The 13343-nt window shown below is 72.8% G+C and carries 12 protein-coding genes; 7 read left to right on the forward strand and 5 right to left on the reverse strand.

Translation table 11 applies throughout. The annotated features are described in order from the left end of the window. Nucleotides 1–40 precede the first annotated feature (40 nt). On the forward strand, nucleotides 41–652 hold the full coding sequence (locus tag AB0L33_RS06415) for a nucleoside triphosphate pyrophosphatase (protein ID WP_365678249.1): 612 nt from the start codon (nucleotides 41–43) through the stop codon (nucleotides 650–652). A gap of 6 nt (nucleotides 653–658) precedes the next feature. Here AB0L33_RS06415 and AB0L33_RS06420 read toward each other — a convergent pair whose 3' ends face one another. Further along, nucleotides 659–1141: a hypothetical protein gene (locus AB0L33_RS06420; protein WP_365678251.1), complete on the reverse strand. Its 483-nt coding sequence runs from the start codon at nucleotides 1139–1141 to the stop codon at nucleotides 659–661. Nucleotides 1142–1513: 372 nt separating this feature from the next. Between AB0L33_RS06420 and AB0L33_RS06425 the strand changes: the two genes are divergently transcribed. Together AB0L33_RS06425 and AB0L33_RS06430 are read left to right on the forward strand one after the other, a co-directional pair. After that, a complete protein-coding gene (locus AB0L33_RS06425; protein ID WP_365678253.1) occupies nucleotides 1514–3268 on the forward strand; it encodes a biotin carboxylase N-terminal domain-containing protein in 1755 nt (584 codons plus the stop codon). Between the two features lie 143 nt (nucleotides 3269–3411). Next, nucleotides 3412–4032: a TetR/AcrR family transcriptional regulator gene (locus AB0L33_RS06430; RefSeq protein WP_365678255.1), complete on the forward strand. Its 621-nt coding sequence runs from the start codon at nucleotides 3412–3414 to the stop codon at nucleotides 4030–4032. Between the two features lie 30 nt (nucleotides 4033–4062). Here AB0L33_RS06430 and AB0L33_RS06435 read toward each other — a convergent pair whose 3' ends face one another. After that, on the reverse strand, nucleotides 4063–5016 hold the full coding sequence (locus AB0L33_RS06435; protein ID WP_365678257.1) for a DeoR/GlpR family DNA-binding transcription regulator: 954 nt from the start codon (nucleotides 5014–5016) through the stop codon (nucleotides 4063–4065). Between the two features lie 129 nt (nucleotides 5017–5145). Next, the gene (locus tag AB0L33_RS06440) at nucleotides 5146–6585 is read right to left on the reverse strand and encodes an NAD(P)H-quinone dehydrogenase (RefSeq protein WP_365678258.1); all 1440 of its coding nucleotides are present in this window, start codon (nucleotides 6583–6585) and stop codon (nucleotides 5146–5148) included. A 262-nt stretch (nucleotides 6586–6847) separates the two neighbouring features. Between AB0L33_RS06440 and AB0L33_RS06445 the strand changes: the two genes are divergently transcribed. The 3 genes from AB0L33_RS06445 (at nucleotide 6848) to AB0L33_RS06455 (ending at nucleotide 10089) form a co-directional block, all read left to right on the forward strand. After that, on the forward strand, nucleotides 6848–7285 hold the full coding sequence (locus AB0L33_RS06445; RefSeq protein ID WP_026171252.1) for a gamma-glutamylcyclotransferase: 438 nt from the start codon (nucleotides 6848–6850) through the stop codon (nucleotides 7283–7285). Between the two features lie 93 nt (nucleotides 7286–7378). Then, nucleotides 7379–8203, forward strand: a complete 825-nt coding sequence (locus tag AB0L33_RS06450) for a purine-nucleoside phosphorylase (RefSeq protein WP_365678260.1) — start codon at nucleotides 7379–7381, stop codon at nucleotides 8201–8203. A gap of 239 nt (nucleotides 8204–8442) precedes the next feature. Then, a complete protein-coding gene (locus tag AB0L33_RS06455) occupies nucleotides 8443–10089 on the forward strand; it encodes a phospho-sugar mutase (protein WP_365678262.1) in 1647 nt (548 codons plus the stop codon). Between the two features lie 37 nt (nucleotides 10090–10126). Here the strand turns inward: AB0L33_RS06455 and AB0L33_RS06460 are convergent, their stop codons facing one another. Further along, nucleotides 10127–11542 carry an aminopeptidase P family protein gene (locus AB0L33_RS06460; RefSeq protein ID WP_365678263.1) on the reverse strand — a complete coding sequence of 472 codons (1416 nt, stop codon included), beginning with the start codon at nucleotides 11540–11542 and terminating at the stop codon, nucleotides 10127–10129. Between the two features lie 150 nt (nucleotides 11543–11692). On the opposite strand from AB0L33_RS06460, the gene AB0L33_RS06465 reads away from it, so the two are divergent. Continuing rightward, nucleotides 11693–12676, forward strand: coding sequence for a LuxR C-terminal-related transcriptional regulator (locus AB0L33_RS06465; RefSeq protein WP_365678265.1), 984 nt, complete (start codon nucleotides 11693–11695; stop codon nucleotides 12674–12676). Between the two features lie 10 nt (nucleotides 12677–12686). On the opposite strand, the gene AB0L33_RS06470 is transcribed toward AB0L33_RS06465, so the two are convergent. After that, nucleotides 12687–13325 carry a PH domain-containing protein gene (locus AB0L33_RS06470; protein ID WP_365678267.1) on the reverse strand — a complete coding sequence of 213 codons (639 nt, stop codon included), beginning with the start codon at nucleotides 13323–13325 and terminating at the stop codon, nucleotides 12687–12689. Nucleotides 13326–13343 lie beyond the last annotated feature (18 nt).

Consider the following 13343-nt stretch of genomic DNA (forward strand, 5'->3'; position numbering starts at 1 on the left):
GCCCGGGGGCAGCGCCCCCGCAACGGCCCGCGTCCGTACGATGGCGCGCATGACCGCACCCCGCCGCCTCGTCCTCGCCTCCGCCTCCCCCGCCCGCCTCGGCCTGCTCCGCCAAGCCGGCCTCGCCCCGGAAGTCATCGTCAGCGGCGTCGACGAGGACGCCCTCACCGCCCCCACCCCCGCGGATCTCGCGCTCGTCCTGGCCGAGGCCAAGGCGGCCGCCGTCGCCGCGCTCCCCGAGGCCGCCGGGGCCCTGGTCATCGGCTGCGACTCGGTGCTGGAGCTCGACGGACAGGCGCTCGGCAAGCCGGGCGACGCCGAGGAGGCCACCGCCCGCTGGAAGTCGATGCGCGGCCGCGCCGGGGTCCTGCGGACCGGGCACTGCCTGACGGACACCACGACCGGCCGCACCGTCTCGCGGACGGCGTCCACCACGGTGCGCTTCGGGGAGCCGACGGACGCCGAGGTCGCCGCCTACGTCGCCTCCGGCGAACCGCTGCACGTGGCGGGGGCCTTCACCCTGGACGGGCGCTCGGCGCCGTTCGTGGACTCCATCGAGGGCGACCCGGGCAACGTCATCGGGCTCTCGCTGCCCCTGCTGCGCCGCCTGCTGGGCGAGCTGGGCATCCAGGTCACCGACCTCTGGGCCTGAGCGGGATCAGGCCGGCCCGGGCTCCGGCTCGGGACCGGCCGCCGTGGGACCGGCCGCCGCGGGACCCGCCTTCTCCGGCCCGGCGGCCGGCTCGGGGCCGTACGCCACCAGGACGAGCACGATCAGACCGAGCGTCACCATCATCCAGGCGAACGCCGCCCAGCCGACGAGTCCGACCGTGAGCGCGCCGAGCACGCCGTGGACGACCGCGCAGCAGATCAGCACGATCCGCGCGACGCGCCCCGGGGCCCGGTCGCGGGCGCCCGCCAGCACGAGGAACGCGGCGCACAGGAGCAGGAAGACGCCGGAGACCCCGCCGAGCGCCCAGGTGCCCTTGGACATCGCCCCGGGGTCCGTCCCGGCGAGTGACATGTCCTGGTTCTTCACGACCGTGCCCAGGACCACGTTGACGACCACGACACCCGCGGCTTCCACGGCCAGCACGAGCGCGGCCAAGAAGGCGACCAGCCTGCGCACCACGACACTCACCCCCTGTTACCAGCAGTACGTGCGATAGCGCGGACCCTACTAACGAGTAATGGCCACGACAAGAGCCGTGCGCGCCCCGGACGCACCCCCGCTTATCCGGGCTTTCGTGGGTCGGGCAAAGAATTGCCCACCCCTTAGTGGGAACTCCACAAAGAATCACGGTAAGTCGCTGCTCGTGCCGATAGAGACCTGGGCCACACCTGGTCGCTACTGTGCGGTTTCAGAACCCGGCGTACCGTGGTGGCACAAGGGATTTCGCGACTCGAGCACACCTCGAATCACACTCCGTGTGGGCAAGCTCACCATTGGGGACGGGTCGTAGGACCGTGTCGGTAGTCCCTAAACTCAGCTTGTTTCAAGGAGGGAGCCATCGTGCGCAAGGTGCTCATCGCCAACCGTGGCGAAATCGCTGTTCGTGTTGCCCGGGCCTGTCGGGACGCGGGTATCGGCAGCGTGGCCGTCTACGCCGATCCGGATCGTGATGCTCTGCACGTCCGTGCGGCTGATGAGGCGTTCGCTCTGGGCGGTGACACTCCGGCGGCCAGTTACCTGGACATCGCCAAGGTGCTCCAGGCTGCCGAGGATTCCGGGGCGGACGCGATCCACCCGGGTTACGGCTTCCTCTCGGAGAACGCCGAGTTCGCCCAGGCGGTGCTGGACGCGGGTCTGACGTGGATCGGTCCGCCGCCGCACGCGATCCGGGACCTGGGTGACAAGGTCGCGGCCCGTCACATCGCGCAGCGTGCCGGTGCCCCGCTGGTCGCGGGCACGGCGGATCCGGTTTCGGGTTCCGCGGAGGTCGTCGCTTTCGCGCAGGAGCATGGGCTGCCGATCGCGATCAAGGCGGCGTTCGGTGGTGGCGGGCGTGGTCTGAAGGTCGCCCGCACGCTGGAGGAGATCCCGGAGCTGTACGACTCCGCGGTGCGTGAGGCGGTCGCCGCGTTCGGGCGCGGGGAGTGCTTCGTGGAGCGCTACCTCGACAAGCCGCGGCACGTGGAGACCCAGTGCCTGGCCGACACGCACGGCAACGTGGTCGTGGTCTCCACGCGTGACTGCTCGCTGCAGCGCCGTCACCAGAAGCTGGTGGAGGAGGCCCCGGCCCCCTTCCTGTCGGACGCGCAGAACGCGGAGCTGTACGCGGCGTCCAAGGCGATCCTGAAGGAGGCCGGCTACGTCGGCGCCGGCACGGTCGAGTTCCTGGTCGGTCTGGACGGCACGATCTCCTTCCTGGAGGTCAACACGCGTCTTCAGGTCGAGCACCCGGTGACCGAGGAGGTCTCGGGCATCGACCTGGTCCGCGAGATGTTCCGGATCGCCGACGGCGAGGCCCTGGGCTACGACGACCCCGTCTCGCGCGGTCACTCCTTCGAGTTCCGGATCAACGGCGAGGACCCGGGCCGCGGCTTCCTGCCGGCACCGGGGACGGTGACGAAGTTCGAGGCACCCAGCGGACCGGGGGTGCGCCTGGACGCGGGTGTGGAGTCCGGGTCGGTCATCGGCCCCGCCTGGGACTCCCTGCTCGCCAAGCTCATCGTGACCGGCGCGACGCGTGAGCAGGCACTCCAGCGCGCGGCCCGCGCTCTCGCGGAGTTCCAGGTGGAGGGCATGGCGACCGCCATTCCGTTCCACCGTGCGGTCGTGGTCGACCCGGCGTTCACCGCCGACCCCTTCCGTGTCCACACCCGCTGGATCGAGACGGAGTTCGTCAACGAGATCAAGCCGTTCGCCGCTCCGGCGGAGGCGGAGGCCGATGACGAGTCCGGGCGCGAGACGGTCGTGGTGGAGGTCGGGGGGAAGCGTCTGGAGGTCTCGCTGCCCTCCTCGCTCGGGATGAGCCTGGCCCGTACGGGTCTCGCGGCGGGTGCCAAGCCCAAGCGCCGCGCGGCGAAGAAGTCCGGCTCGGCCGTCTCCGGCGACACCCTCGCCTCCCCGATGCAGGGCACGATCGTGAAGATCGCCGTCGAAGAAGGCCAGGAAGTCAAGGAAGGCGACCTCATCGTCGTCCTCGAAGCCATGAAGATGGAGCAACCGCTCAACGCGCACCGCTCCGGCACGGTCAAGGGCCTGGCCGCCGAGGTCGGCAGCTCGATCTCCTCGGGCGCCGTCATCTGCGAGATCAAGGACTGACCCGCGTCCTTCTCCGCCGGTGCCCCGGTCATGTCGTCGGACGTGACCGGGGCACCGGTGCATTCGGGGAACGGCGGCCGCCCGCGCGATGGCATCCTGGAGACCGGGGAGAGACAGGCCGGGAAGACTGGAGGGACCGCACCATGGCGACGAGCCAGGCAGGGGCACCGGCCCGGCCCATGCGTGCCGACGCGCGCCGCAACTACGGCCGGCTGCTGGCGGAGGCCCGTACCGCCTTCGCGGAACACGGCACCGACGCGTCCCTGGAGGACGTCGCCCGGCGCGCGGGGGTGGGCATCGGCACGCTGTACCGCCACTTCCCGACCCGGCACGCCCTGATGAGCGCGGTCTTCCAGGAGGCGGTGACCTCCCTGATCATCCGCTCCCGCGAACTGGCCGGCGCGGAGCGGCCGTGCGCCGCGCTGGTGGAGTGGCTGGGCGCGATCGTCACCCACGCGGGCGAGTACCGCGGCCTGGCCCAGGCCCTCATGTCGACGTGCCGGGACGAGAGTTCGGCCCTGGCCCGTTGCAACACCCCGCTGCGCGAGGCGGGTTCGACGCTCCTGACCCGGGCCCAGTCGTCGGGCGCGGTCCGCCCGGACGTCTCGATCGACGACCTGATGCAGCTGACGAACGCCATCGCCCTGGCAGCGGAACAGTCCCCGGACGACCCGGAACTTGCGGACCGCCTGCTGAAGCTGACGCTACGAGGACTGACGAATCCAGGCCCCTCCGGCGGCACACCAAGCCCCTCCGGCGATTGAGGAGCGGGGGCCCGGGGCAGAGCCCCCGAGCTACCGCCGCCGCAGATCGGCGACCCGCCCCCGCTCCCGGTCACCGACCCCCGGCTCCCCGAGCGCCCGCAAGCCCTGCCCCTGCGTACGCCGCTGCCCGGGCAACGGCATCTCACGCCGGGCGGCGGGCCGCCCCCCGGCCCCCGGGTCCGCGGCGGCGGAAGACGCTCCCCCGCCCCCCGCGACAGCGATCCGCACGCCCTGATCCGCCAGCGCCTGCAACTCCGCGGCCGACCGGTCGTCGTGCGCGGCGGGCTCGTCCGTCACCAGATGGGTGATGAGATCCGTCGGCACGGTCTGGAACATCGTGTCGGAACCGAGCTTCGTGTGGTCCGCGAGGACCACCACCTCCGCCGCGGCCTGCACCAGCGCCCGGTCCACGCTCGCGGAGAGCATGTTGGACGTGGAGAGCCCGCGCTCGGCGGTGAGCCCGCTCCCGGACAGGAAGGCCCGGGAGACCCGCAGCCCCTGGAGGGACTGCTCGGCCCCGCTGCCCACCAGGGCGTAGTTGGAGCCGCGGAGGGTGCCCCCGGTCATCACCACCTCCACCCTGTTGGCATGGGCCAGCGCCTGGGCGACGAGCAGGGAGTTGGTGACGACGGTCAGGCCGGGGACGCGCGCGAGCCGGCGGGCCAGCTCCTGCGTGGTCGTACCGGCACCGACGACGATGGCCTCGCCCTCTTCGACGAGGCCGGCGGCCAGGTCGGCGATGGCCGTTTTCTCCGCGGTGGCGAGATGGGATTTCTGCGGAAAGCCGGACTCCCGCGTAAAACCGCCCGGCAAGACCGCACCGCCGTGCCGGCGGTCGAGGAGTCCTTCTGCCTCCAGTGCCCGCACGTCCCGCCGTACGGTCACTTCGGAGGTCTGGACGACGCGGGCGAGCTCACGGAGCGATACCGCCCCGTTGGCGCGCACCATTTCGAGGATCAACTGACGACGTTCTGCAGCGAACACGAAACTGACAGTAACGTGACCGCGCGAGACTTTTCAGCAGTTTGCGCCGAATAGCAGAAGTTGTACATACAGGCGGTCACCAAGTGATATAGGAGGCCGCCTTGTTGTCGTCTCCTGATCGCGCAGCGGTCACGCCCCGCCCGTGCGCTTACGGCTGTGCAACTGACGAGCCACTTCGGCGATCGATCCCGACAGGGACGGGTACACAGTGAAGGTGTTTGCGATCTGGTCGACCGTCAGATTGTTGTCGACCGCGATCGAGATCGGGTGGATCAGCTCGCTCGCCCGGGGAGCGACGACACAGCCGCCGACCACGATGCCGGTGCCGGGGCGGCAGAAGATCTTGACGAAGCCGTCCCGGATGCCCTGCATCTTCGCGCGCGGGTTGCGCAGCAGCGGCAGCTTGACGACCAGCGCCTCGATCTTGCCCGCGTCGACGTCCGCCTGGGTGTAGCCGACGGTGGCGATCTCCGGGTCGGTGAAGACGTTCGAGGAGACCGTCTTGAGGTCCAGCGGGGCCACCGCGTCGCCCAGGAAGTGGTACATCGCGATGCGGCCCTGCATGGCGGCGACGGAGGCGAGCGCGAAGATGCCGGTGACGTCACCGGCCGCGTAGACGCCGGGCGCGCTGGTACGCGAGACCTTGTCGGTCCAGATGTGCCCGGAGTCCTTCAGCCGGACACCGGCCTCCTCCAGGCCCATGCCCGCGGTGTTGGGGATGGCGCCGACGGCCATCAGGCAGTGCGTGCCGGAGATGACCCGGCCGTCGGCGAGGGTCACCTCGACCCGGTCGCCGACGCGCTTGGCGGACTGGGCGCGGGAGCGGGCCATGACGTTCATGCCGCGCCGCCGGAACACGTCCTCCAGGACGGCCGCCGCGTCGGGGTCCTCGCCGGGGAGCACCCGGTCGCGCGACGAGACGAGGGTGACGCGCGAGCCGAGGGCCTGGTAGGCGCCGGCGAACTCCGCACCGGTCACACCGGAACCGACGACGATGAGCTCCTGCGGCAGCTCGTCGAGGTCGTAGACCTGGGTCCAGTTCAGGATGCGCTCGCCGTCCGGCTGCGCGTCCGGGATCTCGCGCGGGTGCCCGCCGGTCGCTATCAGCACGGCGTCCGCGGTGAGCGTCTCCTCCGTACCGTCGGCGGCCGTGACGACGACCTGGCGGGAGCCGTCGGCGGCCTGAAGGCCCTCCAGGCGGCCGCGGCCGCGCATGACGCGGGCGCCGGCCCGGGTGACGGAGGCGGTGATGTCGTGGGACTGGGCGAGCGCCAGGCGCTTGACGCGGCGGTTCACCTTCCCCAGATCGACGCCGACCACCCGCGCCGCCTGCTCCATGTGCGGGGTGTCGTCGGCGACGATGATGCCCAGCTCCTCGTACGAGGAGTCGAAGGTGGTCATCACCTCGGCCGTCGCGATCAGGGTCTTCGAGGGCACACAGTCGGTGAGGACGGACGCGCCGCCGAGGCCGTCGCAGTCCACGACGGTCACCTCCGCGCCGAGCTGGGCGCCCACCAGTGCCGCCTCGTACCCGCCGGGTCCGCCGCCGATGATCACGATCCGGGTCACGAAAAGTCCGCCTCGCGTTTCTCGTCCCGCGGCCGTCTGCTGCCCCGGCCGGGGGTCCGGGGGATCGCCCCGGGGGAATGCAGTACGTACTTCATTGTCCCGCACGCGCCAAGGTGCTTCTCCCCGGGGCCCTCCATACGTGCGCCGGGGCGCACGGCGCACGCACGCGGCGGACGCGGCCGCCCCGTTCCCGCCCCGCCCCCGGGGGTCGTTCCTCCCAGGAACCGGCATGCCCGCCGCCACCTCCCGTACCCTCGATCCCATGTCGCTCTACGCCGCGTACGCCGGCAACCTCGACGCGCGGCTGATGACGCGCCGCGCCCCGCACTCACCGCTGCGCGGCACCGGCTGGCTGAACGGCTGGCGGCTGACCTTCGGCGGGGAGCAGATGGGCTGGGAGGGCGCGCTGGCCACCGTGGTGGAGGCGCCCCGCTCGCAGGTGTTCGTCGCCCTGTACGACCTGGCCCCCATGGACGAGGACTCCATGGACCGCTGGGAGGGCGTCGGCCTCGACATCTACCGCCGCATGCGCATCCGGGTGCACACCCTGGACGGCGAGGAGCCGGCCTGGATCTATGTGCTGAACGGTTACGAGGGCGGCCTGCCGTCCGCCCGCTATCTGGGCGAGATCGCGGACGCGGCCGAATCGGCGGGCGCCCCGCACGACTACGTGATGGAACTGCGCAAGCGCCCCTGCTGACGGGCGCGCTTGTCGGAACGCACGAACGAATCCGGCAAGACTCTGTACAGGGGCATCTACGCGCGTAGGGATTCAGCGGTTACGCTCATCCGCGTGAACGCATCACTTATCCCGGACCACATTCAGGGCGACCCGCACGCCGCCGCCGCCGACGCCGCCGCCCGCCTGCGCGAGCTGACCGGTGCCGAGACTCACGACGTCGCCCTCGTGATGGGCTCCGGCTGGGCGCCGGCCGCTGCCGCGCTCGGCGTTCCGGCGGCCGAGTTCCCGGTGACGGCCCTGCCCGGCTTCCCGGCGCCCGCCGTCGAGGGCCACGGCGGCACGATCCGCTCGCACGTGATCGGTGACAAGCGGGCCCTGGTGTTCCTCGGCCGCACGCACTACTACGAGGGCCGCGGCGTCGCCGCGGTGGCGCACGGGGTCCGGACCGCGGTCGCCGCGGGGTGCCGGACGGTCGTGCTGACGAACGGCTGCGGCGGCCTGCGGGAGGGCATGCGCCCCGGGCAGCCGGTCCTGATCAGCGACCACATCAACCTCACGGCGGCGTCGCCGATCGTCGGCGCGAACTTCGTGGACCTCACCGACCTGTACTCGCCGCGCCTGCGCGCGCTGTGCCGGGAGGTGGACGAGACGCTCGAAGAGGGCGTGTACGTGCAGTTCCCCGGCCCGCACTACGAGACCCCGGCCGAGATCAACATGGTCCGCGTCATGGGCGGCGACCTGGTCGGCATGTCCACGGTCCTGGAGGCGATCGCGGCCCGCGAGGCGGGGGCCGAGGTCCTGGGCCTCTCCCTGGTGACGAACCTGGCGGCGGGGCTGAGCGGGGAGCCGCTGAACCATGAGGAGGTCCTGCAGGCGGGGCGGGATTCCGCGACGCGGATGGGGTCCCTGCTGGCGCGGGTGCTGGACCGGATCTGAGGCGCCGCCGCTGTTTCGGGGGCGCTGCCCCCGTACCCCCGCTCCTCAATCGCCGGAGGGGCTTGGTTTTCGCCCCGCAATCGCACATCTGCGACGGCGAGGGGCAGAGATCAGCCCCGCCGGCGTTTGAGGCGCGGGGTCCGGGGCGGAGCCCCGGTTTCGGGAAGGGGCGGGTAGGGGACAAGGCCCGCCGCAGGCGCAACGCACCCGCACCGCACACCGCACACGAAAGGCACCCCGTGACGACACCCCCGGACCTCCTCGCCCGCGCCAGCGCCTGGCTGGCGGAGGACCCCGACCCCGACACCCGCGAAGAGCTCGCCGAGCTCATCGCCGCCGAGGACACCCCCGAGCTCACCGCCCGCTTCGCGGGCACCCTCCAGTTCGGCACCGCCGGGCTGAGGGGCGAGCTCGGCGCGGGCCCGATGCGCATGAACCGCTCCGTGGTCATCCGCGCCGCCGCCGGGCTCGCCGCGTACCTGAAGGACCAGGGGCGGACCGGCGGTCTCGTCGTCATCGGCTACGACGCCCGCTACAAGTCCGCCGACTTCGCACGGGACACCGCCGCCGTGATGACCGGTGCCGGGCTGCGGGCCGCCGTGCTCCCCCGCCCGCTGCCGACGCCCGTCCTCGCGTACGCGATAAGGCATCTGGGCGCCGTCGCCGGGGTCGAGGTGACCGCCAGCCACAACCCGCCCCGCGACAACGGCTACAAGGTCTACCTCGGCGACGGCTCGCAGATCGTGCCGCCCGCCGACGGCGAGATCGCCGCGGCCATCGCGGCGGTCGGCCCGCTGGACACCGTGCCCCGCCCGGAGAGCGGCTGGGAGACCCTGGGCGAGGAGGTCCTGGACGCCTACCTGGCCCGTACGGACGCCGTGCTCGACGCGGGCTCGCCGCGCACCGCCCGCACCGTGTACACCGCGATGCACGGCGTCGGCACCTCGGTGCTCACCGCCGCGTTCGACCGGGCCGGCTTCCCGGCCCCGGTGCTCGTCGCGGAGCAGGCCGAGCCGGACCCCGCGTTCCCCACCGTGGCCTTCCCCAATCCGGAGGAGCCCGGCGCGATGGACCTCGCGTTCGCCACCGCGCGCCGGGCGAACCCGGATCTCGTCATCGCCAACGACCCGGACGCGGACCGCTGTGCCGTCGCCGTGCCGGACCCGGCGGCCGAGGGCGGCTGGCGGATGCTGCGGGGCGACGAGACGGGCGCGCTGCTCGCCGCACACCTGGTGCGCCGGGGAGCGACCGGCGTGTTCGCGGAGTCGATCGTCTCGTCCTCGCTGCTGGGCCGGATCGCGGAGAAGGCCGGCCTGGGCCACGAGGAGACCCTGACGGGCTTCAAGTGGATCGCCCGGGTCGAGGGGCTGCGTTACGGGTACGAGGAGGCGCTCGGCTACTGCGTGGACCCGGAGGGCGTCCGCGACAAGGACGGCATCACGGCCGCGCTGCTCGTCGCCGAGCTCGCCTCCGTACTCAAGGAGCAGGGGCGGACGCTGCTGGACCTGCTGGACGACCTCGCGCTCGAACACGGGCTGCACGCGACCGACCAGCTCTCGGTGCGGGTCGAGGACCTGTCCGTCATCGCGGACGCGATGCGCCGGCTGCGCGAGCACCCGCCTGCCGCGCTGGCGGGTCTGCCCGTGACCTCGGCCGAGGACCTGTCGCGGGGCACGGACCGGCTGCCGCCGACCGACGGGCTGCGTTACACGCTCGACGGCGCCCGGGTGATCGTGCGCCCGAGCGGCACCGAGCCGAAGCTGAAGTGCTACCTGGAGGTCGTCGTGCCGGTGGGCTCCGCCGACGCGCTGCCGACGGCGCGCGCCCGGGCCGCGGAGCTGCTGGCCGGCGTCAAGCGCGACCTGGCGGCAGCGGCGGGCATCTGAGACGGGGCGGCCGGGGCCCGGCCCGGCCGCCCTCCGCTCAGCCCGCCACCCGCGCCATCCACGCCTCGACCTCGTCCGCCGAGCGCGGCAGCCCCGCCGACAGGTTCTCGTGGCCGGAGTCCGTCACGACGAGGTCGTCCTCGATGCGGACGCCGATGCCGCGCCACTCCTCCGGGACCGTCAGGTCGTCCGGCTGGAAGTACAGCCCGGGCTCGACGGTCAGCACCATGCCCGGCTCCAGCACCCCGTCGACGTACGCCTCGCTGCGCGCCCGGGCGCAGTCGTGGACGTCCAGGCCGAGCATGTGGCCGGTGCCCGCCATGGTGAAGCGGCGCTGGAGGCCGAGTGCGTAGGCCCGGTCGGCCGGGCCCTCGATGAAGCCCCACTCCACGAGCCGGGCGGCGAGATGGCGCTGCGCGGCCTCGTGGAAGTCGCGGTAGTGGGCGCCCGGCTTCACCGCGGCCATGCCCGCCTCCTGCGCCTCGTACACCGCGTCGTACACCTTCCGCTGGAGCGGTGTGAACGTGCCGCTGATGGGAAGGGTGCGCGTGACGTCGGCGGTGTAGAGGGTGCGGGTCTCGACGCCGGCGTCGAGCAGGAGCAGGTCGCCGGGGCGCACGGGCCCGTCGTTGTCCCCCCAGTGCATGATCGTGGCGTGGTCGCCGGCGGCGCAGATGGAGCCGTAGCCGACGTCGTTGCCCTCCAGGCGGGCGCGGCGGAAGAACGTGCCCTCGATCCACCGCTCCGAGGTCGCGACGGCCCCCGAGAGGTCGGCGATCACGTCGGTGAAGCCGCGCACCGTCGAGTCGACGGCCTTGCGCAGCTCGCCGATCTCCCACGCGTCCTTGACGAGGCGGAGCTCGCTCAGCGCCTCCTCCAGCTCCGCGTCCCGCTCCTCGTCGGTGACGACCGCCCGCTCCAGGGCCGGATCGATGCCCCGGACGATCCGGGTCGGCACCCCGCCCCCGGCAGCGGCCAGCGCCTCGGCCGCCGTGCGGACGTCGCGACAGGGCAGCCCGAGGACTTGGGCGGACTCGGCGAGGGTGCGGCGGCGCCCGGTCCACAGCTCGGCCGTGGCCCCGGTCCAGAACTCGTCGTTGTCCCGGGTGTCGCGCGGCAGCTGGAAGCAGTACGCGTCGTGGCCGCCGTCCGCCCGGGGTTCCAGGACGAGGGCGCCGTCGCGGACCTGGTCGCCGGTCATGTGGACGTAACCGGAGTAGGGCCGGAAGGGGTAGTCGTCGTCGTTCGACCGGGTCTTGAGGTTCCCGGAGGGAATGACGAGGCGTTCGCCGGGGAAGCGCGCGGAGAGCCGGGCGCGCCGGGCGGCGGCGTGCGGGGCCTGCTCGTCGGGTACGAGGTCGTGCCGTTCGGTGTCCGCCCATCCGGTCCTCATCAGGGCGGAGAGTTCCGCGGAGATCTCCGTGTAGAGCCCGTTCTTCCGGCCTTTCGCCACGTCATGCTCCCTCTCTGGACGTGTTGGACCGCCGGGTCCTCACCGGCGGCACCCGGAAGCTACCGCCGTCAGGGGCGTGCGGGTGCGCGGCTGTGCCAGTGGCACCGATCGGCCATCGCCGTGCCTCTTGCCGGGCGGACAATGCCGTACATGACGAACGCGAAGCTGGCCGATGCCCTGCGGCTCCTCGGGGTGGGCGAGGCGGCGGCCCGGGTCTACCAGGCGCTGCTCGACCTGGCGCCCGCGCCCCTGGCCGCGATCGGCCGGGCGGCCGGTCTGGACGCCCCCGCGCTGTCGGCGGCGTACGGGGAGCTGGCCGACGCGGGGCTGGTCAGCGGGGCGGGCGGCGGTGCGGACCTGGTCGCCCCGGTCCCGCCGGGCGACGGGCTGGAGATCCTGGTCAGGCAGCGGGCGAGCGAGGTCGAGGAGTCCCGGATCGCGGTCGGGGGCGCGTTCGAGTCGTTCCGGCGGCAGCGGCTCGCCGCGTACGACGACCATCTGGTCGAGTCCGTGACCGGGGACGCGGTCGGGCCGAGAATCCGCCGGGCGTGGGCGAGCGCGCGGGAGCAGATCCGGCAGCTGGAGTCGCCGCCCTACGTGCCGCAGCCCGGGGCGACGCAGGACGCGCTGGCCACGCTCGCCCGCGGGGTGACGCAGCGCGTCGTGTATTCGCGGGAGTCGCTGGAGCACCCCGGGCATCTGAGGGACGTCATCGAGCCGTGCGTCCGGGCCGGGGAGCAGGCCCGGGTGGCGCCCGCGGTGCCGGTGAAGCTGGTGATCATCGACGACGCGTCGGCGCTGGTGTCGCTGTCGATCCGGGAGGCGGACGTGCACAACACCATGCTGGTCGTGCAGCCGTGCGGACTGCTGTCGGCGCTCATCGCGCTGTTCGAGCAGTACTGGCAGAACGCGCTGCCGTTCAGCGGCCGGACCACGCGCCCGGGCGGGCTGCCGCCCGCGGACCGGCGGTTGCTGTGGCTGCTGGCGGGCGGCACGAGCGACGAGGTGATCGCGCGCGAGCTGGGCATCAGCCGCCGCACGCTGTTCCGCCGCCTCCAGGTCCTGATGGCCAGGCTGGGCGCCACGAACCGCTTCCAGCTGGCGTTGCAGGCGCAGCGCCAGGGCTGGCTGTGAGCCCGCAGGGTCAGCCGGTCGCGCCCAGTACCACGAGCAGCACCGCGCCGACGACGGCCGGGGCGATGACCTCGTACGCCCAGCGCACCGAGGCGGCGGGGGCGTCGGGCGCGGGCTTGTCGCCGGCGCGCTCGGACAGCTCGCGCAGGTCCGCTACGGTCTGGTCGGCGGCCGCGGTGCGGGCCTTGGTGTTGCGCACGTCGGCGATCGTGGACGTGCGCCGGTACGGGTCCTCCACCGCCTGCCGGGACTGCTGGCGGGCGGCCTTCTTGCGCTGCCGCAGCGACACGGGGACGGCCCAGAGCTGGAACTTCGTACCGTCCTGCGTGAAGAGCTCGCTCGAATACCCGGCCCGCACGTCGGCGACGTCGCTCCACGGCAGGGTGATCGTGCGGAACGGGTTGCGGATGCGGATGCGCCGGTCGTTCGCGGCGACCACCGGGCGCAGCGTGAAGGCGACGATCAGGGGCACGGCGGTCAGCATTCCGGCGAGCGCCATCCACGGCACCCGGCCGTCGCCCCGGAACAGGGCGTCGCCGCCGATCCCGCAGACGAGCACGAGCAGGAGGACGCCGCCGGCCAGCCCGGCGGGCGACCGGAAGGTCCGGTCGGCGTAGGTGGGCTCGTCGGCAGGCGTGGGGCTCGTCATGAGCCCGATTGTGCCTGA

The sequence above is a fragment of the Streptomyces sp. NPDC052299 genome (assembly GCF_040679335.1).
GTDB lineage: Bacteria > Actinomycetota > Actinomycetes > Streptomycetales > Streptomycetaceae > Streptomyces.